This window comes from Pseudomonas sp. BNK-30 (assembly GCF_047456185.1).
GTDB lineage: Bacteria > Pseudomonadota > Gammaproteobacteria > Pseudomonadales > Pseudomonadaceae > Aquipseudomonas > Aquipseudomonas putida_E.
Genome location: NZ_CP179904.1, coordinates 3557321 through 3581537 on the forward strand (window position 1 = coordinate 3557321; position 24217 = coordinate 3581537).

Below are 24217 nucleotides of genomic sequence, written 5' to 3' on the forward strand. Positions count from 1 at the left end.
AATGAGTGTCTCGGTTTGCCCCTGTGGCAGCGGTAACCTGCTGGACGCCTGCTGCGGGCACTACCACGCCGGCACCCCGGCACCGGATGCCCAGGCACTGATGCGCTCGCGCTACAGCGCCTACGTGCTCGGCCTGATCGATTACCTGGTAGGCACCACCTTGCCAGCCCAGCAGACGGGTCTGGATCGCAACGCGATTGCGGCCTGGAGCGCCCAGAGCACCTGGCTTGGCCTGGAGGTGGAGAACGCCGAGGTGCTCGGAGGCCAGCCTGAGCATGCCTTTGTCACGTTCACGGCGCGCTGGCACGATCTGGAGGGTGATCACCAGCACCGCGAGCGCTCCGCCTTCGTGCAGCATGACGGGCGCTGGTACTTCATCGACCCGACCGTTGAGCTCAAGGCTGGCCGCAATGACCCCTGCCCCTGCAACAGCGGGCAGAAATTCAAGAAATGCTGCGCCGGCTACGTCGGTAACTGAGCGTGATCGCCCTGGCCCGCCTGTTCCTGCTCAGCGCTCTGCTGACGTTGCCGGCGGGTTGCGCGATATGGGGTGACGATGACTGGCGCGACCCGCAGGTGCACCTGGTCAGGGTCGAGACAGTCAAGGCGCGCTTGCTGGAGCAGGAGTTCGTCTTGCACCTGCGTGTCGACAACCCCAATGACAGCCGCCTGTTCATTCGTAACCTGGCTTATTCGGTCTGGCTCAACGACCTGATGCTGGTTGAGGATCAGGCCAGTGTCTGGCGCAGTGTCGGTGGGCATGCCCGGCGCACCTTCAAGATCACTGCGCGGACCAATCTGTGGCGCCAGCTCAAGCCGTTGGCCAAACTGCTCAAGAGCGAGCAGCCGCTGCACTACCGCTTGCAGGGCGAACTCGAGACCGGGCTGATCATCCACCGGGACCTGCACTTATCGCGCAGTGGTGAGATAATCCCCGGTGATTTCTTACCGGAGTAACCCTGCAATGACCCAACAACCCCATGTTCATGGCCCCGACTGCAACCACGGACACGATCATCACCACGATCACGACCACGGCCATGTGCACGGCCCGCATTGCAATCACGGCCATCAGGAGCCGGTTCGCAATGCATTGAAGGACGTCGGCCGCAACGACCCGTGCCCGTGCGGCAGCGAAAAGAAATTCAAGAAGTGCCACGGGGCCTGATCAAGCCTTAAAGCGGCAAGCTTCAAGTTGCAGGAAAATGCAGGCCCGCACCTCATGCAGCTTGAAGCTACCGACCGCTGGTAAATAAAGCTTCACCGCACCTTGCACGGCGCCTGCGCGCTCACTACCTTAGCGCCATTCGAACCCCGCCACGCCTTGCAGGAGCCCTTGTCATGGCCGCCCCCGTCCTTCCTCCCTTCCGCCCACGGTTCGCCACCGCTGCCACGCTGCTCGGCATGCTCGGGCTTGCCGGTTGCCAGATGGGCGGCTATCAGGACAGTGTGCCACCGACCACCGGCGTGCAGCCGCTCAAAGGCCTGGCGCAGAATGTTTCGGTGCGCCGCAACGCCATGGGCGCACCGCTGATCGAAAGCAGCAGCTTCCATGATGCACTGTTCAGCCTCGGCTACGTCCACGCCGGCGACCGTATCGGGCAAATGCTCGCCATGCGCCTGCTGGCCCAGGGCCGCCTGGCGGAACTGGCCGGAAGCGAGGCGCTGGACATCGACCGCCTGATGCGCGCCGCCAACCTCAAGCAAAACGCCACCCAGCTGTACGCCGATGCTTCGCCCCGGCTCAAGCGCTTCTTCGAAGTCTACGCCCGCGGGGTCAATGCCTACCTGTTCCGCTACCGCGACAAACTGCCGGCCAACCTCGCCAGCAGCGGCTACCGCCCGGAATACTGGAAGCCCGAGGATTCGGCGTTGATCTTCAGCCTGTATGCCTTCAGCCAGTCGGTGAACCTGCAGGAAGAACTCAGCGCCCTGACCCTGGCGCAAAAGGTCGGCAGCGATAAGCTGCCCTGGCTGCTGCCTGGCGCGCCAGACGAACCCCTGGCTGAAGCTGAGGCAGACAAGCTGAAGGGTCTGAACCTGAGCAGCCAACTGCCGGGCCTGGCTGCGCTGGCAGCCGCCAGCCAGAAGCTCGCCGACCTGAACCTGCTCGGCAGCCCGGGCTCGGCCAACCTGGCCCTGGGCCCGCAACGCAGCCGCAGCGGAAAAAGCCTGTTGGCAAGCGACAGCCGCGCAGCCTGGGCCCTGAGCCCGGTGCAGATCCACACCGGCAAGTACCAGGTTGCAGGCCTGTCGTTGCCGGGCCTGCCCATCGTCCTGGCCGGCTACAACGGCAAGCTGGCCTGGAGCAGCAGCGCGGTGATGGCCGACAACCAGGACCTGTACCTGGAACGGCTGCGCCATCAGGGCAGCCAGGTCAGCTACCTGGCCGACGGCAAGTGGTTGCCGGCTCGCGCACGCAGCGAAACCTTCTTCGTCCGTGGCCAACGCCCGCTGCGCGAAGTGATGTACGACACGCGCCACGGTACCCTGCTCACCCAGACCGGCAGCCCCAGCCTTGGTCTGGCCCTTAACTTGCCGCAGCCCAAGGGTGATCGCAGCCTGGATGCGCTGTTCGACCTGACCCGAGCGCAAACCGTGGAACGCGCGTTTGACAGCACCCGCGAGGTGGCGGCTGCCGCACTCAACTTCGTGTTTGCCGAACCTGAGCACATTGGCTGGCAAGTCAGCGGCCGCTACCCGAACCGCCGTGAGGGCCAGGGCCTGCTGCCATCTCCGGGCTGGGAGGGTCGCTACGACTGGGACGGTTACGCCGACCCGATGCTGCACCCCTACGACCAGGACCCGCCGGCCGGCTGGATCGCCCATGCCAACCAGCGCAGCTTGCCACGCGGCTACGGCATGCAGCTGTCCAACACCTGGTATTACCCCGAACGCGCCGAGCGCCTGGGCCAGCTGGCCGGCAATGGCCGTCACGACAGCCGCAGCCTGATGGCCCTGCAAAACGACCAGCAGACGCTGCTGGCCGACAAGCTCAAGCAGATGTTCGACGCCCCTGGCATGGCCCAACCGCTCAAGCAAGCGATCGACACCCTGCCAGCCGCCCAGCGCGACAAGGCCCGCGACGCGCTGGCCCGCCTCAAGGCGTTCGATGGTCGCCTGAGCCCGGTATCAGCGGATGCCGCGCTGTATGAGCTGTTCCTACAGGAAGTGGCGCTCCAGACCTTCCTCGACGACCTCGGCCCGCAATCCGGCACTGCCTGGCAGGCGTTCGTCAGCAATGCGCGCCTGTCCTACTCGGCCCAGGCAGACCACCTGCTTGGCCGCGAAGACAGCCCGTTCTGGGATGATCGCACCACGGCGCAGAAGGAAGACAAACCGGCCATCCTGGCCCGCTGCCTGGCCGCTGCCGTGGATGCAGGTACAGCCCAGCTGGGTGCCGACCGTCGCGCCTGGCAATGGGGCAAATTGCACCAATATCGCTGGCCTGCCCCTGCTTACCACGGCCTGGGCGATGCGCTCAGCCGATCGCCACAGGCGGCTGGCGGTGACTTCAGCACCCTGGCCCTGACGCCTTATGCATGGGGCAGCGATTTCGACACCCGCCTGCCGGCCTCGGCCCGCATGATCGTCGACTTTGGCCAGGCAGAACCACTACAGGTACTGACCAGCACCGGACAATCCGGTAACCCGGCCAGTGCCCATTTCAGCGATGGGCTCGATGCCTGGTTCAAGGGACGGTTCATGAGCCTGCCAGTACAGCCGCAGCATTTTGCCCGGGCCTATGGCAACCAGCGGCTGACCCTGGTGCCAGGCCGATAGGCCCAGCGTTTCCATCTGTATCCCTCAAGCCTCGGTGCTTAGCATCCTTTCTTGCCGCGCTCGTTCAGACAGCGAGTGCGGTCAACCCATCAAAAAAGGATGTTCAGCATGAGCAAAGAAACCCTCACGATCGAAGTGTCCTGGCCTGCATCGCTGGCCGTACCGGAGGGCAGCACCATTGACATTCAGCTGTGGGCCGGTAACGACAAGGCAGGCTACAGCATGATCGACGGCGATTTCTCGACGCCAGCAACCGCGTCGCCAGTCACCCTCGAAATCCCTTACGACAGTCAAGACCTGCAGAGCCATGACGGCACCACCACCTGGGACTACTTCCATACCTCCCCACGGCTGGTGCATGGCGGCTTCATCAAGAACATCGCCTACGCCGAAAAAATCAGCGTGGCGCAGACCAAAGGCGCGGCCTGGAAAATGGCCCTGCGCTGAATAGCCCGCAGCCAGCCCTGACGTGCAGGGCTGGCTGCCAACACCACGCGAACTTCCACGCCCCGCTGATGCTCTGAGCCTGTAAGCCCTCTTGCCAGGCATCGCCATGGACCTCGTCATCGCCCGCCCCGAAGGCCTTTACTGCCCGCCCGGTGATTTTTACATCGACCCTTGGCGGCCCGTGGAGCGCGCCATCATCACCCACGGCCATGGCGATCATGCCCGTCGTGGCAACACTCATTACCTGACCGCAGCCCCAGGGGCCGGCATACTGCGCAGCCGCCTGGGCCAGGATATCGACCTACTGGCCCTGCCCTACGGCGAGCGTATCCGCCACCACGGCGTCACCCTGAGCCTGCACCCGGCCGGGCACGTACTGGGCTCGGCACAGGTGCGCCTGGAACATGACGGCGAAGTCTGGGTTGCCTCCGGGGACTACAAAGTCGAGCCGGATGGCACCTGTGCTCCGTTCGAGCCGGTGCGCTGTCACACATTCATCACCGAGTCGACCTTCGGCCTGCCCATCTACCGCTGGCCCAGCCAGGCACAGGTATTAGCGGGGGTGAATGAATGGTGGCGGGCCAATCGCGAGCAGGGCAAGGCCAGCGTGCTGTTCTGCTATGCGTTCGGCAAGGCTCAACGAATCCTCCATGGCCTGGATCCGAGCATCGGGCCGATCCTGGTACATGGCGCAGTAGAGCCGCTGAACCAGGTATACCGAGAGGGCGGTGTACACCTGCCACAAACCCTTTATGCCGGTGATATTCCCCGTAATGACCCGCTCATGCGCCAGGCCATCGTGTTGGCGCCCCCCTCTGCCGCCGGCAGCAGTTGGATGCGTCGCTTCGGTGATTACAGCGATGCCTTCGCCAGTGGCTGGATGCTGCTGCGCGGCACGCGACGCCGGCGCGGCGTAGACCGCGGTTTCGTACTCTCCGACCACGCAGACTGGCCTGGGCTGCTATGGGCCATCGAACAGACCGGCGCCGAGCGGGTTATGGTCACCCACGGCTCGGTCAACGTGCTGGTACGCTACCTCAGCGAACGTGGCCTCGATGCCCGAGCGTTCGTTACCGAGTACGGTGACGAGGACGACGCTCCAGCAATGGAAGCTGAGGCATGAAGGCCTTTGCCCAGCTCTACCTGTGCCTGGATGCCACCACCTCCAGCAATGCCAAACTGCAAGCGTTGCGCGACTACTTTGCCGCAGCCCCCGCCGAGGACGCCGCCTGGGCTGTCTATTTTCTGTCCGGTGGCCGGCCACGGCAGTTGGTGCCCACCCGGGTGCTGCGCGAGCTGGCAACGGCATTGGCCGGGCTGCCGGGCTGGTTGTTCGAAGAAAGCTATCAGGCCGTGGGCGACCTGGCGGAAACCATCTCTTTGTTGCTGCCTGAAAACCAGCAAGGTAGCGAGAGCGGGCTGGCCCATTGGGTCGAAGCCCATCTGCTGCCACTGCGTGGGCTGCCCGCCGAAGAGGTCCAGCAGCGCCTGCCGCCACTGTGGGCACAGTTGGATCGCCCCAGCCTGATGCTGTGCCTGAAGCTGATCACTGGCAGCTTTCGCGTGGGCGTGTCCAAGCTGCTGGTCACCCGGGCACTGGCGCAGCTGGCGGGGCTGGATGCCAAACGCATAGCTCAGCGCCTGGTGGGCTATACCGACATCAGCCATCGCCCGACAGCCAACAGTTACCACAAGCTGATCGCCGCTGAATCGGCCGACGAACATAGCCAACGTGGTGGCCAACCATACCCGTTCTTCCTGGCGCATGCCCTGCAGGCCCCCATCGAACAGTTCGACGCCCTGCTCGGCCCGCCCAGCGCCTGGCAGATCGAGTGGAAGTGGGATGGCATCCGCGCACAAGTGGTCAAGCGCGATGGCCAGGTGTGGGTGTGGTCACGCGGCGAAGAACTGGTCACCGACCGCTTCCCGGAGCTGCACAGCCTGGCGCAGAGCCTTCCCGACGGCGTCGTGCTCGACGGTGAGATCCTGGTCTGGAAGCCTGATTCGGGCAACGACCAGGCACTGGCCGTGCAACCTTTCGCACTACTGCAGCAGCGCATTGGCCGCAAGACGCTGGGCAAGAAGCTGCTGGCCGATGCGCCGGTGGTATTGCAGGCGTACGATTTGCTGGAATGGCAAGGCGAGGACTGGCGTAGCCGCCCCCAACATGAGCGCCGCCAGCAATTGCAGCGTGTCGTGGAAAGCTATCCCTTGGCCCCGGTACTGCTTTCGCCTCTGCTCGAAGGGCAGACTTGGCACGCGCTTGCCATCCAGCGCGAACGATCGCGCAGCCTGGGCGTCGAGGGCCTGATGCTCAAACAGCGCGATGCGTTGTACGGGGTGGGCCGGACCAAGGACATGGGGGTGTGGTGGAAGTGGAAGATCGACCCGTTCAGCGTAGATGCCGTGCTGATCTATGCCCAGCGCGGCCACGGCCGGCGTGCCAGCCTGTACAGTGACTACACCTTCGCGGTCTGGAGCGGGCCACCCGGCGACCCCGAGCGTGCCTTGGTACCTTTTGCCAAGGCCTACTCGGGCCTGAGCGATGAAGAAATGCGCAAGGTCGATGCAATTATTCGCAAGACCACGGTAGAGACCTTCGGACCGGTGCGCAGCGTCAAGCCAACCCTGGTGTTCGAACTGGGGTTCGAGGGCATCGCCCTGTCAAAACGGCACAAGAGCGGTATAGCCGTGCGCTTTCCGCGCATGCTGCGCTGGCGCCTGGATAAACCTGTGGAGGAGGCCGATGACCTGGCAACCCTGCAGGCACTGCTGGCCTGAAGAAGGCAGCACGGTGAAGCATACTGGCTAAAATTATGCTTCTATCTTTGTGCCGACCCGTGTCGCAGACCGTTTTCGCCACGCAGCCAGGACCACCATGCACCATTCGACACACGACCTGCTCTCGCCCGTACCGGGCATCATTCGCCAACTCCACAGCTTCCACTTCGGCCCGCGCGGTGGCGCCAAGGTGTACATACAGGCCTCGCTGCATGCCGATGAGTTGCCCGGCATGCTGGTCGCCTGGCACCTCAAGCGTCGCCTGGCCGAACTGGAGCAGCAAGGGCGCCTGCGCCGCGAAATCGTCCTGGTGCCGGTGGCCAACCCGGTAGGCCTGGAGCAAGTGATGCTGGACGCACCACTGGGTCGTTTCGAATTACAGAGCGGCGAGAACTTCAACCGCAACTTCGTCGACCTTTCCGACAGCATTGGCGACCAGGTGGAGGGCCATCTGACCCAGGACGCCGACCACAACCTTGCCTTGATTCGTGAGTACCTGCGCCGTGGCCTGGATGCACACCCGGCACACACCCCCCTGCAGTCCCAGCGCCTGACCCTGCAGCGGCTGGCCTGCGATGCCGACCTGGTCCTGGACCTGCACTGCGACTTCGAGGCGGTAGAACACCTCTACACCACCCCGGAAGCCTGGCCTCAGGTCGAGCCGCTGGCTCGCTACCTGGGTGCGCAGGCCAGTTTGCTGGCCACCGACTCCGGCGGGCAGTCGTTCGACGAATGCTTCAGCCTGGTCTGGTGGCAGTTGCAGCAACGCTTCGGCAAGCGTTTCCCGATCCCTTTGGGTAGCGTGTCGGTAACTGTCGAGTTGCGCGGCCAGGCCGATGTCAGCCATGACCTGGCCAGCCATGACTGCCAGGCGATCCTCGATTACCTGATTCACGCCGGAGTCATCGAAGGCCCTGCAGTGCCCTTGCCACCCCTGCCCCGGGCTGCGACCCCGTTGGCCGCCGTCGAGCCGATATCGGCCCCGCTGGGCGGGCTGCTGGTGTATCACGCCCGCCCCGGTCAGTATCTGGAAGCCGGGCAACTGGTCGCTGAAGTCATCGACCCGCTCAGCGACCGGGTGACTGCCGTGCACAACCGCCAGCCTGGCCTGCTGTATGCCCGCAGCGTTCGGCGCATGGCCACGACGGGCATGGTCATCGCACATGTCGCCGGTGAACAGGTGTGTCGCAGCGGCTACCTGCTGGCCAACTGACCCGGTAAAACCAAACCGCCGGGCCGGTGGTCAGTAGAAGCACAACCTTCGAAGGACCCGACGGCCCCATGCCAAGCCCTCCCGACATTGCCAATGCCTGGTTTCGCATGCGCGGCTGGAAGCCCTTCGCCTTCCAGCGCCAAGCCTGGGCCGCAGTCGGCCGTGGCGAGTCGGGGCTGCTGCATGCCAGTACCGGCGCCGGCAAGACCTACGCCCTCTGGCTGGCGGCACTGCGCACCTTCGCCAAGCCGCGCGCGGGGCGTCAGCCGGCGCCATTGCAGGTCGTGTGGATTACCCCGATGCGCGCGCTGGCGGCCGATACCGCACGCGCATTGCAAGCGCCGCTGGACGACCTTGGCCTGAACTGGAGTGTCGGCGTGCGCAGCGGCGACACTGGCAGCGCCGAGCGCGCCCGCCAGGCCCGACGCCTGCCGAGTACATTGATCACCACACCCGAGAGCCTGACCCTGCTATTGACGCGTGCGAATGCCTGCGATGATTTCGCCAGCCTGCGCATGGTGGTGGTGGATGAATGGCACGAACTGCTCGGGAACAAACGCGGCGTACAGCTGCAATTGGCCCTGGCACGCTTGCGTCGCTGGCATCCGCAACTGGTGACCTGGGGGCTGTCTGCCACCCTGGGCAACCTGCCGCATGCGCTCGAGGTACTGGTGCCAAAGGGTGGCCAGCTGATAAAGGGCCGCCAGGACAAGCGCCTGGTCGTCGACACACTCCTGCCCGAGGCCATCGAACGCTTTCCCTGGGCCGGGCACATGGGCCTGAAGATGCTCGCTCAGGTTGCCCGGGAGCTCGACAGCAGCGCCAGCAGCCTGGTTTTCACCAACACCCGTGCCCAAGCCGAACTGTGGTACCAGGCCCTGCTTGACGCCCGTCCCGACTGGGCCGGGCAAATTGCCCTGCACCACGCCTCGCTGGCCCGCGCTACCCGCGACTGGGTGGAACTGAGCCTCAAGCAGGGCACGCTCAAGGCAGTGATCTGTACCTCCAGCCTGGACCTGGGTGTGGACTTTCTGCCCGTGGAACGGGTGTTGCAAATTGGCTCGGCCAAAGGCGTCGCCCGCCTGATGCAACGGGCCGGGCGCTCCGGGCACGCCCCGGGGCGCCAGTCGCGGGTCACCCTGGTGCCGACTCACAGCCTGGAGCTGGTCGAGGCCGCAGCCGCTCGCAGTGCACTTGCGGCGGGCCATATCGAGGCCCGTCGCTCCCCGCGCCTGTGCATGGATGTACTGGTTCAGCACCTGGTCAGCATGGCGTTGGGCTGCGGCTTTCGCCCCGCTGAGCTACTCGCCGAGGTACGTAGCACCTGGGCTTTTTGCGATCTGCGCGACAGCCAGTGGCAGTGGGCACTGGACTTCGTCTGCCACGGCGGCAGCTCGCTCAGTGCCTACCCCGATTACCAGCGCGTCGAGGCCCACAGCGATGGCGTATGGCGGGTCGTCAGCGAGCGCCTGGCGCGGCGCCACCGCATGGGCATCGGCACCATCGTCAGCGACGCCAGCCTGCAGCTCAAGTATTGGAGCAAAGGCGGCGGCGGAAAGCATCTGGGCAGTGTCGAGGAAGCCTTCATCGCCCGCCTGCGTCCAGGCGATACCCTGGTGTTCGCCGGGCGGATACTCGAGCTTGTGAGGGTGGAGAACATGACCGCTTATGTACGCCGCAGCACCGCCCGTAAAGCCGCCGTAGCCCGCTGGAATGGCGGGCGCATGCCGCTGTCCAGCGAACTGGCCGATGCCCTGGTGGAGAAACTCGACGCCGCAGCCCGCGGCCATTTCGATGATCCAGAAATGCGCACGGTGCGGCCCTTGCTCGCACTCCAAGGCCAGTGGTCGGCCTTGCCTACCACGCAGACGCTGCTGGCCGAAACCCTTGCCACACGCCAAGGCTCGCACCTGTTTGTCTACCCGTTTGCCGGCCGCATGGCCAACCTTGGTCTGGCCAACCTGATTGCCTGGCGAGTCAGCCGCAACCAACCGCTATCGGTATCCATTGCCGTCAGCGACTACGGCTTCGAACTGCTTAGCCCGGCCCCTGTGGACTGGGCAGGCCACCTGCCCGCAGCGATGTCCACCGAGCACTTGCTGGACGATGTACTGGCTAGCCTGAACGCCAGTGAAATGGCCTTGCGGCGTTTTCGCGAAATCGCCCAGATCTCCGGGCTGGTGTTCGGCGGATACCCAGGCGCGCAGAAAAGCACCCGGCAGATCCAGGCTTCCAGCGGGCTGTTCTACGAGGTGTTTCGCAAGCATGACGCCGATAACCTGCTGCTTGGCCAGGCGCGGGATGAGGTGCTGCGTGAGGAACTGGAGATCGAACGCTTGCAAGGTCAATTGGCCAGGATGAGCAAGCTGCGCCTGGATGTGCGTGAATTGCAATGGCCCGGGCCACTGGCTTTCACGTTACTGGTCGAAGGCATGCGTGAGACCCTGACCACAGAGAAACTGGCCGATCGCATTGCGCGCATGGTCGCGGACCTTGAACAAGCAGCGAGCAGGAAGGCATGAGTACGCACCTGGTCATCGAGCATTGCGGGCAAACACTGTGGTTGATGCCGGACCGCGCGCTCTATTGGCCTGCCCGGCGAGCGTTGCTGGTCGCTGACGTGCATATCGGCAAAGCCGCCAGTTACCGCGCGCTGCATCAACCCGTGCCGCGCGGTACCACCCAAACCACGCTCAAGCGCCTGGACGCTCTGCTGGCAGCCTGTGAGTGCGAACAATTGATCATTCTTGGCGATTTCCTGCACGCCCGAACGGCGCACGCGCCTGCAACGATGGCTCAGTTACAGGCCTGGAGAGAACAGCACGGCGGTTTGCGCATCGTGCTGGTACGCGGCAACCATGACCGCCATGCCGGCGATCCACCAGCCCAGCTGGACATTGAAGTGGAGGAAGACCCTTGGCTGCTGGCACCGTTCGCGCTCCAGCACGAACCGGTCGCACACCCTGATCACCCGGTGCTGTGCGGCCATGTGCATCCGGTATTCGTCTTGCGCGGGCGCGCTCGTCAGCGGCTCAGGCTGCCCTGCTTCCTGATGGACCAGCAGGTCAGCCTGCTACCGGCGTTCGGTGAATTCACCGGGGGATGGACTGTCGAGCCCGGCCTAGGGAGTCGCATCTACCTTGCGGGCACAGATCAAGTCTGGGCCCTGCAAGTCTGATCTCATCGAGCGTTCATGCCACCGGCGCAGGTGGAGGTTCGTCGGGCAGGGTTGGCTCACCCGGCTCCATGGGCGGCGTATCGCCAGGTTGGGCCGGTTGCGGGGTATCCGGGTCGGGCTGACCGGGTACGCCGCCCAGATGCATCGGGGCAGGATGGGCCAGCAGGGACCATGCCAGCAAGCCGATCTGGTTGGGCTGCAGCACAGCCAGCTTCGCACTGATTACGGGATCGAGTTTCATGGGCAACTCCTGACGAGGGCCGCCACGCATCATGCATGGCGGCACTGTTCATTAGCTTGGAGTACCCGAGCGAAAACTAATTCCCCGCGCTCGTCGGCTCAGGTGCGTGGCAGGGTGACGCCGCGCTGGCCCTGATACTTGCCACCACGGTCTTTGTACGACACTTCGCATTCTTCATCGGATTCGAGGAAAAGCATCTGCGCCACGCCTTCGTTGGCGTAGATCTTGGCCGGCAAGGTGGTGGTGTTGGAGAACTCCAGCGTCACGTGGCCTTCCCACTCTGGCTCGAGCGGGGTGACGTTGACGATGATGCCGCAACGGGCATAGGTGCTCTTGCCCAGGCAGATGGTCAGGACGTTGCGCGGAATGCGGAAGTATTCGACGGTGCGGGCCAGGGCAAAGGAGTTCGGCGGGATGATGCAGACATCGCTCTTGACGTCGACGAAGCTGCCGGCGTCAAAGTTTTTCGGGTCGACGGTGGCCGAATTGATGTTGGTGAACACCTTGAATTCGTCGGCGCAACGCACGTCGTAACCGTAGCTGGAGACGCCGAACGAGATCACCCGGCTGTCGTGCTCGCCGCGCACCTGGCGCTCGACGAACGGTTCGATCATGCCGTGTTCCTGCGCCATGCGGCGAATCCACTTGTCCGATTTGATGCTCATGGCGGGGGTGTCCTGAGAGTTGCGAGGTGAAAAAACGAGAAGCGCATATTACCGGTCCCGGCGCTCAGGTTAAAGTTCCATACCACATCCCGCGTCAGATGGGGCTTGGCGCCCGCCGCCGATCTGAATTTCATCAAAGGCCATCTTGGTGATTGGCAGGTTGCGGAAAGTGGGTTAAGGTGACACCACTGTGCTGCACGTGACACCGAGAATCTCTAGTTTGATGCACGATCCTGATCGGCCCAACGCTGAATTTTCTGCTCTCTTTGCGCTCAGTCCCGGGCAGGGTTTTTCCTGACCGTTATCAACTTTGTCCAAGGAGACAGAAAAATGTCCAACCGTCAAAACGGTACTGTTAAGTGGTTCAACGACGAGAAAGGCTACGGCTTCATCACCCCTCAGTCGGGTGACGATCTGTTCGTACACTTCAAAGCCATCCAAGCTGACGGCTTCAAAACCCTGAAAGAAGGCCAGGCTGTTACTTTCGTCGCTACCCGCGGCCAGAAAGGCATGCAGGCTGAAGAAGTTCAAATCGCCTAAGTCGATTTAGCTTCCTCGCTTTCAAAAAAACCCGCCTTCTGGCGGGTTTTTTTATGGCCGTTTGCAAGGGCTGCCTTGCCGGGGCGCCGGACCGGTCGTAAAGGGCCGCAAAGCGGCCCCGGCATTTCATGCGGCGGGCCATGTCGCCCGTGGAGCTGCATCATCGCCAACATGCAGGCTGCGCAGGCTCCCCCGCTTATTCAATCCTCGCTGATGGTAATGCTCGGCATCGCCGGTGCTGCCGCTTCCTGCAGCACGATCCGCGCACCCACCTGACGGGCGAGCTCCTGGTAGACCATGGCGATCTGGCTTTCCGGCTCGGCAATCGCCGTCGGCTTGCCGCTGTCAGCCTGCTCACGGATCAGCATCGACAAGGGCAGCGAAGCCAATAGCTCGACACCATACTGCGCGGCCAGCTTCTCGCCGCCACCTTCACCGAACAAGTGTTCGGCATGGCCGCAGTTCGAGCAGATGTGCACCGCCATGTTCTCCACCACGCCAAGCACCGGGATGTTGACCTTGCGGAACATCTCCACACCTTTCTTGGCATCCAGCAGCGCCAGGTCCTGCGGCGTGGTGACGATCACTGAACCTGCCACCGGCACCTTCTGCGCCAGGGTCAGCTGGATATCACCGGTTCCCGGGGGCATGTCGATCACCAGGTAATCGAGGCCATCCCAGGCTGTCTGGGTCACCAGCTGCAGCAACGCGCCGCAAACCATCGGGCCACGCCAGACCATCGGCGTGTTGTCATCGGTGAGGAACGCCATCGACATGACCTCCACGCCGTGCGCCTTGATCGGTACAAACCATTTCTGCTCGCGGATCTGCGGGCGGGTACCTTCGGCGATGCCGAACATCACCCCTTGGCTGGGGCCATAGATATCCGCATCGAGAATGCCTACCCTCGCACCTTCGCGAGCCAGGGCCAGCGCCAGGTTGGCGGCTGTGGTCGATTTGCCGACGCCCCCTTTGCCCGAAGCCACGGCAATGACGTTCTTGACGTTGGCCATGGCCGGCACCTGGGCCTGCGCCTTGTGCGCGGCGACCACGCAGTCGATCGTTACCTGGGCCGAGCTGACACCGTCTAGGTTCTCGATTGCGGTCTGCAGCACCTGCGCCCAGCCATTTTTGAACAAGCCGGCGGCATACCCCAGTTGCAGCTGCACAGCGACCTGCCCGCCCTGGATGTCGATGGCACGCACACAGCCGGCGCTGACCGGGTCCTGGTTCAGATAAGGGTCGGTGTACTGACGAAGCACGCCTTCGACGGCGGCACGGGTGACGGCACTCATGGAGGCTCCCATTGGCATACGATTGATCGAACAGGCGCCTATCCTAACCCGTCAATCGTCAGCCGTTGCGTCCATGGGGTGAAATATATTCGCCAGCCCTTTATAGTGGCCGATCACCTTCAATTTACCCCGAGCCAGATAAGTAGCCGAGCCACCATGTCCGAGCCACGTCAGATTCTCGTCACCAGCGCCCTGCCCTATGCCAATGGGTCCATCCACCTTGGCCATATGCTCGAGTACATCCAGACGGATATGTGGGTTCGCTTTCAGAAGATGCGCGGCAACCAGTGCATCTACGTCTGCGCCGATGACGCCCACGGTTCGGCCATCATGCTGCGCGCCGAAAAGGAAGGCATCACGCCGGAGCAACTGATTGCCAATGTACAGGCCGAGCACAGCAGCGATTTTGCCGACTTCCTGGTGGATTTCGACAACTTCCACTCCACCCACAGTGAAGAAAACCGCGAGCTGTCCAGCCTGATCTACTCGCGCCTGCGCGACGCCGGTCACATTGCCACCCGTTCGGTCACCCAGTACTTCGACCCTGAAAAGGGCATGTTCCTGGCCGACCGTTTCATCAAGGGCACCTGCCCAAAGTGTGCGGCTGACGACCAGTACGGCGACAACTGTGAAAAATGCGGCGCCACCTACGCGCCGACCGAACTGAAAAACCCCAAGTCGGCCATCTCCGGTGCCACCCCGGTGCTGCGCGACTCGCAGCATTTCTTCTTCAAGCTGCCGGACTTCCAGGCCATGCTGCAGCAGTGGACCCGCAGCGGCACCTTGCAGGATGCGGTGGCCAACAAGCTCGCCGAATGGCTGGACTCCGGGCTGCAAGAGTGGGACATCTCGCGTGATGCGCCGTACTTCGGTTTCGAGATCCCGGGCGAGCCTGGCAAGTACTTCTACGTCTGGCTGGATGCGCCGATCGGCTACATGGCCAGCTTCAAGAACCTGTGCGCGCGCCGCCCAGAGTTGGACTTCGATGCGTTCTGGAACAAAGACTCCAAGGCCGAGCTGTACCATTTCATCGGCAAGGACATCGTCAACTTCCATGCCCTGTTCTGGCCAGCCATGCTCGAAGGCGCGGGCCTGCGCAAGCCGACAGCGGTCAACGTGCACGGCTACCTGACCGTCAACGGCGCGAAGATGTCGAAATCGCGCGGCACCTTCATCAAGGCCCGCACCTACCTGGATCACCTGCAGCCCGAATACCTGCGTTACTACTACGCAGCCAAGCTGGGGCGCGGCGTCGATGACCTCGACCTGAACCTTGAGGACTTCGTGCAAAAGGTCAACTCAGACCTGGTCGGCAAAGTGGTCAACATCGCCAGCCGCTGCGCAGGCTTCATCCACAAAGGCAATGACGGCGTGATGGTTGCCGGCGACGCAGCCCCGGAGCTGACCGAGGCATTCCTGGCTGCTGCCCCGGGCATCGCCGAAGCCTACGAGGCCCGCGACTTTGGCCGCGCCATGCGCGAGATCATGGCCCTGGCTGACCGTGCCAATGCCTGGATCGCCGACAAAGCCCCCTGGTCGCTGGCCAAACAGGAAGGCAAGCAGGACGAAGTGCAGGCGATCTGTGCCCAGGGCATCAACCTGTTCCGCCAACTGGTGATCTTCCTCAAGCCGGTACTACCGGTGCTGGCAGCCGACGCCGAGGCATTCCTGAATGTCGCGCCACTGGCCTGGAGCGACCACCTGTCGCGCCTGGAAAGCCACAAGCTCAACCCGTTCAAGCCCCTGATGAGCCGCATAGAACCTGCCAAGGTCGAAGCCATGATTGCCGCCAGCAAGGAAGACCTGCTGGCAGCCGAAGGCCAGGCGCAGGCACCGGCCGGCAATGGCGAACTGGCCAAGGACCCGCTGTCGGCAGAGATCGAATTCGACACCTTCGCTGCCGTCGACCTGCGCGTGGCGCTGATCGTCAAGGCCGAAGCGGTGCCGGGTGCCGACAAGCTGCTGCAACTGACCCTGGACATCGGTGACGAACGCCGCAATGTGTTCTCGGGTATCAAGTCGGCCTACCCTGATCCATCCAGGCTCGAAGGCCGCCTGACCATGATGGTTGCCAACCTCAAGCCACGGAAAATGCGCTTTGGCGTCTCCGAAGGCATGGTCATGGCAGCAGGCCCTGGCGGTGAAGAAATCTACCTGCTCAGCCCTGACAGTGGCGCAAAGCCAGGCCAGCGTATCAAGTAACCCCCCTCAGCCCCGGCCTCACCGCCGGGGCTTTTTCATCCTCCTTGCGCATTGCCGGACAGCGCAGGCGATTCACGGCTATCGTCATTTGCATGAACGACTATGTCCTGGTTCTGATCAGCGCCGCACTGGTCAGCCACCTGCTTTTGCACCGACAGCCTGCCTCCCGGCTGCGCGTACATGTGTGCGGCCTGGCCTGCGCGTTGTCGATAATGTTGGCAGTCACCGGCGGCCAACTGCTTGAACACTGGATCGTGGCGCCTTGGCAACTGCAGGACCTGCGTATGTTCCTGCTGCTGCCCTGGCAGGCGCTACTCGCGTGGGGCATCCCCCAGACGCTTGCCAGGCTGCGCCCGCAGTGGCCCACGCAGAGCCTCATGTGGCCGATACTGGGGAATGTCATGGCACTGGGCATGACACTTCAGGCAATAGGTGAACAGGGCGAATGGCTGGCCACGCTGAGCTGGGGGGTTCTGGCGGGGCTTGGCTTCTGGCTGGCGCTGGCGTTGTTCGACGACCTCCGTCAGCGCTGCGAACACGCACAGGTGCCAGGCGCACTGCGCGGCCTACCCATCGCCCTGCTTGGCGCCAGTGTGATGGGTATGGCGTTCTCTGGCCTCAACGGCATATTCACGCAATGAGCCCGACCATGGCACCACCTGACCCACGCCTGCGCAAAGCCATGGGCCTGGTCTTGTTGGCCTGCCTGCCTGGCCTGCTGGCTTCGTTCTGGCTACTGGGGTGGGGCCTGCTCTGGAGCCTGGGGCTGTGCGCGATCACCGCTGTTTGCTGCGAGGCGGCAGCGCTGGCGTTGCGCAACCAACCGGTCACATCGGCACTGAGCGATGGTAGCGCCTTGGTCACTGCAGTGCTCCTGGCCCTCGCCCTGCCCACCGGGGCGCCGTGGTGGTTGCCGGTGATTGCAGCGGGGGTTGCCATAGGCCTGGGCAAGCAAGCTTTCGGCGGGGCCGGCCGTAACGTGTTCAACCCGGCGATGGTTGGGTACGCCTTCGTGCTGCTGAGCTTCCCATTGCAGATGAACCACTGGCCGGCACAAGCGCCAGGCTTGAGCGACAGTCTGCAGTTGGTCTTTGCCCATGGCGAGCAGATCGATGCGTGGGCTGGGCCCACCGCACTCGACGGCCTCAGGCACAACCGTAGCCTGACCATCGATGAGCTGTTCGCCAGCCACCCAGGCTTCGGCAACGTTGGCGGCCATGGCATCGAATGGGTCAATCTGGCGTTCCTGTCGGGTGGGCTTTTTCTATTGCAGCGCAAGGTGTTCAGTTGGCATGCGCCTGCAGGTTTGCTGGCAGGATTGTTTCTGTTCAGCCTGCTGGCCTGGAATGGCTCCGGCTCGGACTCCAACGGCTCACCACTGCTACACCTGCTCAGCGGCTCGACCATGCTGGCAGCGTTTTTCATTGCCACGGAACCTGTTTCCGGCCCCAAGACCGACGTTGCCAAGCTGCTGTTCGGGCTGAGCGCAGGGGCTTTGATCTACCTGATCAGGACGTGGGGCAGTTACCCCGATGGTACCGCTTTCGCCATCCTGCTGATGAACCTTGCGGTACCCTCGCTGGACCGCCTTGCCTTGCGGTACCGGCAGGTGAGGCCATGAGGCGCCACGTGCGCAGCGCATTGATACTGCTGGCAGTGGGCAGCCTGGCACTGGCGAGCACGTTGGCCTGGCAGCGCTGGACCCGCGCCCCCATCGCCGAGGCCGAGCAACAGTTTTACGCACGCCGGTTTCTCTCGGTGCTGCCCCCCCACAGCTATGACAATCAGCCACTGAGCACCCCGGTGCCACTCCCTGCAGAACAACCGCCGCATAGCCGCATAATGGCCGCCTACCGTGCTGACCGCGGCACGACCCCCGTAGCCGTCGTCCTGGTTAGCCAGGTACAGGGTTACGCCGCACCAATCCGTTTGACCATTGCCATAAACGTGCAAGGTCGACTGATCGGCACACAAGTGATCGACCATCAGGAAAGCCCGGGGCTCGGAGGACGCATCAGCGACCCGCAAGTGAACTGGCTCGCGCAATTTGCCGACCGTCGCCTGGAGGATCGCTGGGCACTCAAGCGCGACCAAGGTGATTTCGACCAGCTGGCCGGCGCGACGGTCACTTCGCGTGCGGTGATCGAGGCACAGCAGGATGCCCTGCGCTACTTCGACCAGCATCGTGCACTTCTGCTCGGGACGCTCGCCCATGACTAGGTTCTGGCTTTTGGTGGCAGGCCTTGCGCCTGTACTCGGCGCCACACGCACGCTCACTCAAGCCGCCGTCATCGGCACCAGCATGCTGGTGCTGACGGTGCTTCACCAGGCCCTGCTGACTCTTGTGCGCTCAAGGCTTGGCGGTGCGCTGTACACGCTGGCAAGCCTGCTACTGCTAGCGGCCCTTGTCAGTTGCCTGCAGATGGCATTGCGCGCCTGGGCGTTGCCGCTTGCCCTGGCGCTGGGTTACTTCCCGGCGCTGATCTGCCTGCAGTGCCTGGTTACGGACCACCTGTTGGTAGACAAGGACCGCTGGCGTCAACTTTGCCTGCAGATGACCGGCCTGATGGGCCTCTGCCTGTCGCTTGGCGTTATCCGTCAGTGGCTGACCGAGGGGCTGGGCATACCCTTGGCCAGTCTTGCTCCCGGCGCACTGATACTGCTCGGCATGCTGCTGGCCTTGTACAATCGTCTACGCCCGGGCCCCGCCCTCTCACGTCGTCAAGGAAAGCGTTGACCCCATGAATGCCGCAAAACGCCTGGAGATCTTTCGCAGGCTGCACGAAGACAATCCCGACCCCAAGACAGAGCTGGCTTACACCACCCCTTTCGAACTACTCGTGGCCGTGACACTGTCTGCACAGTCCACCGACGTCGGCGTCAACAAGGCCACTGCCCGCCTGTTCCCGGTCGCCAACACCCCCCACGCCATCTACGCACTGGGGGTCGAAGGCCTGAGCGAGTACATCAAGACCATTGGGCTGTATAACAGCAAGGCCAGGAATGTGATCGAAGCCTGCCGCTTGCTGATCGAACGGCATGGAGGCGAAGTTCCGCAAAGCCGTGAAGCGCTAGAGGCGCTGCCCGGTGTTGGCCGCAAGACCGCCAACGTGGTACTCAATACAGCCTTCCGCCAGCCCACCATGGCGGTCGACACGCATATTTTCAGGGTCAGCAATCGCACCGGTATCGCGCCGGGCAAGACCGTGCTGGAAGTCGAGAAAAAACTGCTCAAGTTCGTACCCAAGGATTATCTGCTCGATGCCCATCACTGGCTCATCCTGCACGGGCGTTACGTGTGCCAGGCACGCAAGCCACGTTGCGGCAGTTGCCGGATCGAAGACCTGTGCGAGTTCAAGCAGAAGACGTCGGACGATTGATTCGATAGCGACTTCATGCACGTCCCGATTGAAAAAATCTTTTTTACCAAACTTCGCTTTCTCGCTATAAGGACGGCCAATGGCCCCTTGGCTTGGAGCGACTCATGAGTACCGATAAAGACGAACTGTCGATCGAAGAAGACTTTGTCACAGCTGAAGACGACGCCGAACCTCTGGTTGAAACCGCAAAGACCAACCTGAGCAAGCGTCGCACCATTGACAACCTCCTCGAAGAGCGGCGCCTGCAACGGCAACTCGCCGATTTCGACTACGACCTGTAACGACACCGAGAAAGCCTCCCTCAAGGAGGCTATCTGTATTCAGGGTCACGTCAGGCCATGGCGCCGGGCCAATTCGATCAAGTCCACCAGCGAGTGAGCATTGAGCTTGAGCAGCAAACGGGTCTTGTAGGTACTGACCGTCTTGTTGCTGAGGAACATGCTGTCGGCTATCTCCTTGTTGGACCTGCCCCGGGCAAGTTGCTGAAGCACCATCATTTCCCGTGCCGACAGGCGATCGACCATCTCCGTCTCGCTGGCTCCCCCAACCCGGCCGCGCGACTTGTGCAATGCCTGGTTGGGAAAATAGCTGTAACCAGACAGCACGGCCTTGATCGCACTGAGCAGTTCGGTGAGCTCCTGTTGCTTGCACACATACCCTGAAGCCCCCGCCTGCATGCAACGCATCGAGAAATGCCCGGGCGCCTGCGAGGTAAGCACCAGCACCCGGCTGCCCGGGCTTGCCGAGGCCATGCGGGCAATGACCTCCAACCCGTCGAGCTTGGGAATGCCGATATCCAGCACCACGATATCGGGCAGGTGCTTCCTGGTTAGCTGCAAAGCTGCCACGCCGTTGTCGGTTTCCGCGACCACATCGTATCCATGCCGCTCCATCAGCATGCGCACTGCCAAGCGTATGACAGGATGATCATCCACGATAAGGACTTTATTCATGCGATATCCATTCATTCATTATTTGCTTTGACGACGCGCCACCATAACCGAGCAGCACGCATTATGGCGCGCCAATTCTCCGCGCAAACACATGAATAGATGAACCTTACGTCGGTTTAGGAATTTTCCTACAAAGCACAACTAATCATCCAATAGGAATACCTGTTTAGCCGCAGAAGCGCATTCTTCCTCGAAACAGAGATGAAAACCTGCATAATTCAACAATCAATCCAACATCAAAATAAAAACCTGTTTCAGACATTCCGAAATGCCGGGATCAATTTCCCCCCCCGGAAACGGTGCATAATTTGGTTGAGCGGCTCGGTAGGGTATTGATTGCAAAAACGCAGGAGGCCAACATCATGGCTGCAAACCAACCCACCGCCCAACCCACCGCCCCAATGACGATCATCGCCATCTTTGCAGGCATCATCGAGGCCTCTGCACTGGCAACACTTCCGTTTCTCAGCGAAAAAAGTCAGAGTCTCTATACCTGGTTTTTAGTGGGCTTTCCATTTTTTCTGACGGGGCTATTTTTCCTGACACTCAACTTCAATTACAAATCACTTTACAAGCCCGAAAGTACTTCCGTTGACGGTGCAACCAGTACGCCGCAACCGACAACTTTCGAAGCAGAACCTGTAACGGTCATGCTCTCGGGCCCTGATGCGCAAAGAATGATCGAGCAACATGTACTGAGGACGCTTGCACAACCTCAAGTTACAGGGGGCACCTGGATATACTGCAATCTGGACAAGCAGCAGTGTTTTCGCGTGTCGGTCTGTGAGTTACCGGAAAACGCGACACACCTGAGAAATTGAGCGGTACACGATCTTGCAGCCGAGGAAAACTTCTTCACGGATTGTCGGGCAGGTGGGTATTGGGAAGTGCATACAAAAACCCCGGCCGGGGCCGAATGCCAGTCAGTTAAGCCATATGGGGCCGCTTTGCGGCCCATCGCCGGCAAGCCAGCTCCCACAGGGGCCGCGCAGTACTTGAGGTCTGCGCTGTACCTGTAGGAGCTGGCTTGCCGGCGATGGGCTGCGTAGCAGCCCTAATGAAGCTAACTGACTGGCATTAGCCCGAAGCCGGGGTTCATGCAATACGTTTGAAGCCTTAGAGCAACGCGCGGCCTTTGTTGGCAGCGATACGCATGCGCAGTGCATTGAGCTTGATGAAGCCCGCAGCATCGGCCTGGTTGTAGGCGCCGCCATCTTCTTCGAAAGTCGCGATGTTGGCATCGAACAGCGAGTCGTCGGACTTGCGGCCGACCACGGTGACATTGCCCTTGTACAGCTTCAGGCGCACAACACCGTTCACGTTGACCTGCGAAGCATCGATCATCTGCTGAAGCATCAGACGCTCCGGGCTCCACCAGTAACCGGTGTAGATCAGGCTGGCGTACTTGGGCATCAGCTCGTCTTTCAGGTGAGCGACTTCGCGGTCGAGAGTGATCGACTCGATTGCACGGTGAGCCTTGAGCATGATGGTACCGCCCGGAGTCTCGTAGCAGCCGCGCGACTTCATGCCCACGTAACGGTTTTCGACGATGTCCAGACGGCCGATACCATTGGCACCGCCAATGCGGTTCAGGTCGGCCAGGACAGTGGCCGGGCTCTTCTCGACGCCATCGATGGCGACGATGTCACCATTGCGGTAGGTCAGTTCGAGGTAGGTCGCCTGGTCCGGAGCATTCTCCGGCGAGACGCTCCAGCGCCACATGTCTTCTTCGTGCTCGGTCCAGGTATCTTCCAGAACACCGCCTTCGTAGGAGATATGCAGCAGGTTGGCGTCCATCGAGTACGGCGACTTCTTCTTGCCGTGGCGCTCGATCGGGATACCGTGCTTCTCGGCGTAGTCCATCAGCTTCTCGCGGGACAGCAGGTCCCACTCGCGCCATGGGGCGATGACCTTGACGCCCGGCTTGAGTGCATAGGCACCCAGCTCGAAACGGACCTGGTCGTTGCCTTTGCCGGTGGCGCCGTGGGAAATGGCGTCAGCGCCGGTTTCGTTGGCGATTTCGATCAGGCGCTTGGCGATCAGCGGACGTGCGATGGAAGTACCCAGCAGGTACTCGCCTTCGTAGACGGTGTTGGCGCGGAACATGGGGAAGACGAAGTCACGCACGAACTCTTCGCGCAGGTCGTCGATATAGATCTCTTTGACGCCCATTGCCTGGGCTTTGGCGCGAGCCGGCTCGACTTCTTCGCCCTGACCCAGGTCAGCGGTGAACGTCACCACTTCGCAGTCGTAGGTATCCTGCAGCCACTTGAGAATCACCGAAGTATCAAGGCCGCCGGAATACGCCAGTACGACCTTTTTTACGTCCGCCATGCCATCACTCCACGGGGTTGTACGGAAAGGGGTCGATTCTACCGGCGTTGCGGATAAATTTACAGTGGGGCGACAGCTTCTGACGACAAAGCGACAGGAACTGTCAAAGGGGCGACGCCCTGCAGCGTCAGGAAGGTTTCGCAGCAGGCGGCACAGGAGCAGCGCTGGCGGGGCCTGGCGCAGGGGCCGTCGCTGGGGCCGGATGCTGGACAGGTTGGGCCGCAGGTTTCTCGGCCGGCGTGACACGATCCAGTTCGATATTGACGCGCCGGTTGCGTGCGCGGTTTGCGGCGCTGTTGTTCTTCACCAACGGATAACGTTCGCCATGGAAGCGCACGGTGATCTGCTCCTCCGGTACCCCATGGGCCTTGAAGTAATCAGCAACCGCCAACGCACGGCGCCGTGAGGTATCACGGTTGGTCAAGCGATTGCCGCTGTTGTCGGAGTGGCCATTGAGCTCGATATGGTTGACCGTCGGATCGGCCTTCAAGTAATCCAGGACCACATCCAGTCGCGCCCGCGCCGCGGCATCCAGGTCGATGCCCCCTCCAGGGAACCCCACCTGCGTCTGGCGCACCTGGTCATAGTTCATCGCCAACATCTTGCCGGCACACGCCTGATAATCACTCCACGCCTTGGCAAAGCTCACCGGCAGCACACGCACTTCGATCGGCCGCCCCGCCTCCCCGGTATAGCTTCGCACCACCGTACTGCGGCCATCGAGCAGGCCATTGATCAAGCGGCTGGCCTGGCCTTGGGATGAACTGAACAGCACCCCAGTGCGCGCCAGCCGCACCGCCCCCAGGTTGATATCGCCACGGCCCGGCTGCCAAGGGGCCGCAGCCGCCAGCAGCGTAGCGGAACCGGCCCCCAGCACATTACTGCCAGAACGCAGCTGGAACACTGGCTGCTCCCCCGCCCGGCGCACGAACTCACCACTGCCGAAACCATCGATCGGCTGAATCAGGCGGCATTCGAACTGATCACCCTCGACTTTCCAGGCGATGTTTTCCATGCGGGTCTGGAAGGTCAATGCACCGGCCGGCAGGCTGGCGAACAGGGTCAACAGGGCTAGGTAACGCTGGCGCACGGGAGGCTCCACTAATTCTGACGGCTTACAGGCAGGCTATCGGACGCTTGCCGGAAAACTTGATAGCCGTGCTCGGGCGAGGGTTTTCCGGTAGCATTGGCGCCTGAGTTCGACC

General features: G+C 62.4%; 25 protein-coding genes. 19 read left to right on the forward strand and 6 right to left on the reverse strand.

Translation table 11 applies throughout. From position 1 onward, the window contains the following. Position 1 precedes the first annotated feature (1 nt). From ACMGGN_RS16535 to pdeM, 10 genes are all read left to right on the forward strand, one after another. Positions 2–478 (forward strand): YchJ family protein, encoded by a 477-nt coding sequence (locus ACMGGN_RS16535; protein WP_046787738.1) that lies wholly within the window; start codon positions 2–4, stop codon positions 476–478. Between the two features lie 2 nt (positions 479–480). After that, entirely contained in the window at positions 481–957 is a 477-nt protein-coding gene (locus ACMGGN_RS16540; protein WP_119688369.1) for an LEA type 2 family protein, read from the forward strand. Between the two features lie 7 nt (positions 958–964). Beyond that, positions 965–1168, forward strand: a complete 204-nt coding sequence (locus ACMGGN_RS16545; RefSeq protein ID WP_012313055.1) for an SEC-C metal-binding domain-containing protein — start codon at positions 965–967, stop codon at positions 1166–1168. A gap of 173 nt (positions 1169–1341) precedes the next feature. Continuing rightward, positions 1342–3783: a penicillin acylase family protein gene (locus tag ACMGGN_RS16550; RefSeq protein WP_414156134.1), complete on the forward strand. Its 2442-nt coding sequence runs from the start codon at positions 1342–1344 to the stop codon at positions 3781–3783. Positions 3784–3891: 108 nt separating this feature from the next. Further along, a complete protein-coding gene (locus tag ACMGGN_RS16555; RefSeq protein ID WP_115273728.1) occupies positions 3892–4230 on the forward strand; it encodes a hypothetical protein in 339 nt (112 codons plus the stop codon). A 106-nt stretch (positions 4231–4336) separates the two neighbouring features. Then, on the forward strand, positions 4337–5353 hold the full coding sequence (locus tag ACMGGN_RS16560; protein WP_115273727.1) for a ligase-associated DNA damage response exonuclease: 1017 nt from the start codon (positions 4337–4339) through the stop codon (positions 5351–5353). Beyond that, the gene (locus tag ACMGGN_RS16565) at positions 5350–7011 is read left to right on the forward strand and encodes an ATP-dependent DNA ligase (RefSeq protein WP_204919909.1); all 1662 of its coding nucleotides are present in this window, start codon (positions 5350–5352) and stop codon (positions 7009–7011) included. Before ACMGGN_RS16560 ends, ACMGGN_RS16565 begins: the two co-directional genes overlap by 4 nt. A gap of 97 nt (positions 7012–7108) precedes the next feature. Next, a complete protein-coding gene (locus ACMGGN_RS16570; protein WP_046787744.1) occupies positions 7109–8224 on the forward strand; it encodes a succinylglutamate desuccinylase/aspartoacylase family protein in 1116 nt (371 codons plus the stop codon). Between the two features lie 68 nt (positions 8225–8292). Beyond that, entirely contained in the window at positions 8293–10746 is a 2454-nt protein-coding gene (locus ACMGGN_RS16575) for a ligase-associated DNA damage response DEXH box helicase (protein ID WP_414156135.1), read from the forward strand. Continuing rightward, the gene (gene pdeM / locus ACMGGN_RS16580) at positions 10743–11402 is read left to right on the forward strand and encodes a ligase-associated DNA damage response endonuclease PdeM (protein ID WP_115273724.1); all 660 of its coding nucleotides are present in this window, start codon (positions 10743–10745) and stop codon (positions 11400–11402) included. The genes ACMGGN_RS16575 and pdeM overlap by 4 nt, the downstream gene beginning before the upstream one ends. Before the next feature lie 13 nt (positions 11403–11415). Here pdeM and ACMGGN_RS16585 read toward each other — a convergent pair whose 3' ends face one another. Together ACMGGN_RS16585 and dcd are read right to left on the reverse strand one after the other, a co-directional pair. After that, positions 11416–11643: a hypothetical protein gene (locus ACMGGN_RS16585; protein ID WP_046787747.1), complete on the reverse strand. Its 228-nt coding sequence runs from the start codon at positions 11641–11643 to the stop codon at positions 11416–11418. 98 nt (positions 11644–11741) lie between these two features. After that, positions 11742–12308, reverse strand: a complete 567-nt coding sequence (gene dcd, locus ACMGGN_RS16590; protein WP_012313046.1) for a dCTP deaminase — start codon at positions 12306–12308, stop codon at positions 11742–11744. A gap of 330 nt (positions 12309–12638) precedes the next feature. Between dcd and ACMGGN_RS16595 the strand changes: the two genes are divergently transcribed. After that, entirely contained in the window at positions 12639–12848 is a 210-nt protein-coding gene (locus ACMGGN_RS16595) for a cold-shock protein (protein WP_012273869.1), read from the forward strand. Positions 12849–13048: 200 nt separating this feature from the next. Here ACMGGN_RS16595 and apbC read toward each other — a convergent pair whose 3' ends face one another. After that, on the reverse strand, positions 13049–14143 hold the full coding sequence (gene apbC, locus ACMGGN_RS16600) for an iron-sulfur cluster carrier protein ApbC (RefSeq protein ID WP_414156136.1): 1095 nt from the start codon (positions 14141–14143) through the stop codon (positions 13049–13051). A 156-nt stretch (positions 14144–14299) separates the two neighbouring features. Between apbC and metG the strand changes: the two genes are divergently transcribed. The 7 genes from metG to ACMGGN_RS16635 all read left to right on the forward strand — a co-directional run bounded on the left by metG (position 14300) and on the right by ACMGGN_RS16635 (position 20006). Further along, a complete protein-coding gene (gene metG, locus ACMGGN_RS16605) occupies positions 14300–16345 on the forward strand; it encodes a methionine--tRNA ligase (RefSeq protein WP_115273722.1) in 2046 nt (681 codons plus the stop codon). 92 nt (positions 16346–16437) lie between these two features. After that, on the forward strand, positions 16438–16986 hold the full coding sequence (locus tag ACMGGN_RS16610) for an Rnf-Nqr domain containing protein (protein ID WP_115273721.1): 549 nt from the start codon (positions 16438–16440) through the stop codon (positions 16984–16986). Positions 16987–16994: 8 nt separating this feature from the next. Further along, positions 16995–17966, forward strand: a complete 972-nt coding sequence (locus ACMGGN_RS16615) for an RnfABCDGE type electron transport complex subunit D (RefSeq protein ID WP_281870390.1) — start codon at positions 16995–16997, stop codon at positions 17964–17966. Continuing rightward, entirely contained in the window at positions 17963–18565 is a 603-nt protein-coding gene (locus ACMGGN_RS16620) for an RnfABCDGE type electron transport complex subunit G (protein ID WP_046787752.1), read from the forward strand. Before ACMGGN_RS16615 ends, ACMGGN_RS16620 begins: the two co-directional genes overlap by 4 nt. Next, complete coding sequence (locus ACMGGN_RS16625; protein WP_046787753.1) at positions 18558–19082, forward strand: Rnf-Nqr domain containing protein; 525 nt, start codon at positions 18558–18560, stop codon at positions 19080–19082. The genes ACMGGN_RS16620 and ACMGGN_RS16625 overlap by 8 nt, the downstream gene beginning before the upstream one ends. 4 nt (positions 19083–19086) lie before the next feature. Beyond that, a complete protein-coding gene (nth, locus tag ACMGGN_RS16630) occupies positions 19087–19725 on the forward strand; it encodes an endonuclease III (RefSeq protein ID WP_046787754.1) in 639 nt (212 codons plus the stop codon). Between the two features lie 104 nt (positions 19726–19829). Then, the gene (locus tag ACMGGN_RS16635; RefSeq protein WP_046787755.1) at positions 19830–20006 is read left to right on the forward strand and encodes a PA3496 family putative envelope integrity protein; all 177 of its coding nucleotides are present in this window, start codon (positions 19830–19832) and stop codon (positions 20004–20006) included. A 45-nt stretch (positions 20007–20051) separates the two neighbouring features. Here ACMGGN_RS16635 and ACMGGN_RS16640 read toward each other — a convergent pair whose 3' ends face one another. Beyond that, positions 20052–20678, reverse strand: coding sequence for a response regulator transcription factor (locus ACMGGN_RS16640; protein ID WP_046787756.1), 627 nt, complete (start codon positions 20676–20678; stop codon positions 20052–20054). A 362-nt stretch (positions 20679–21040) separates the two neighbouring features. On the opposite strand from ACMGGN_RS16640, the gene ACMGGN_RS16645 reads away from it, so the two are divergent. Then, complete coding sequence (locus ACMGGN_RS16645) at positions 21041–21499, forward strand: hypothetical protein (RefSeq protein ID WP_115273718.1); 459 nt, start codon at positions 21041–21043, stop codon at positions 21497–21499. Between the two features lie 295 nt (positions 21500–21794). On the opposite strand, the gene ACMGGN_RS16650 is transcribed toward ACMGGN_RS16645, so the two are convergent. Both ACMGGN_RS16650 and ACMGGN_RS16655 read right to left on the reverse strand, forming a co-directional pair. Beyond that, complete coding sequence (locus ACMGGN_RS16650; protein ID WP_046787758.1) at positions 21795–23012, reverse strand: argininosuccinate synthase; 1218 nt, start codon at positions 23010–23012, stop codon at positions 21795–21797. Positions 23013–23139: 127 nt separating this feature from the next. Continuing rightward, positions 23140–24102 carry a flagellar protein MotY gene (locus ACMGGN_RS16655; protein ID WP_414156137.1) on the reverse strand — a complete coding sequence of 321 codons (963 nt, stop codon included), beginning with the start codon at positions 24100–24102 and terminating at the stop codon, positions 23140–23142. Between the last annotated feature and the right edge of the window lie 115 nt (positions 24103–24217).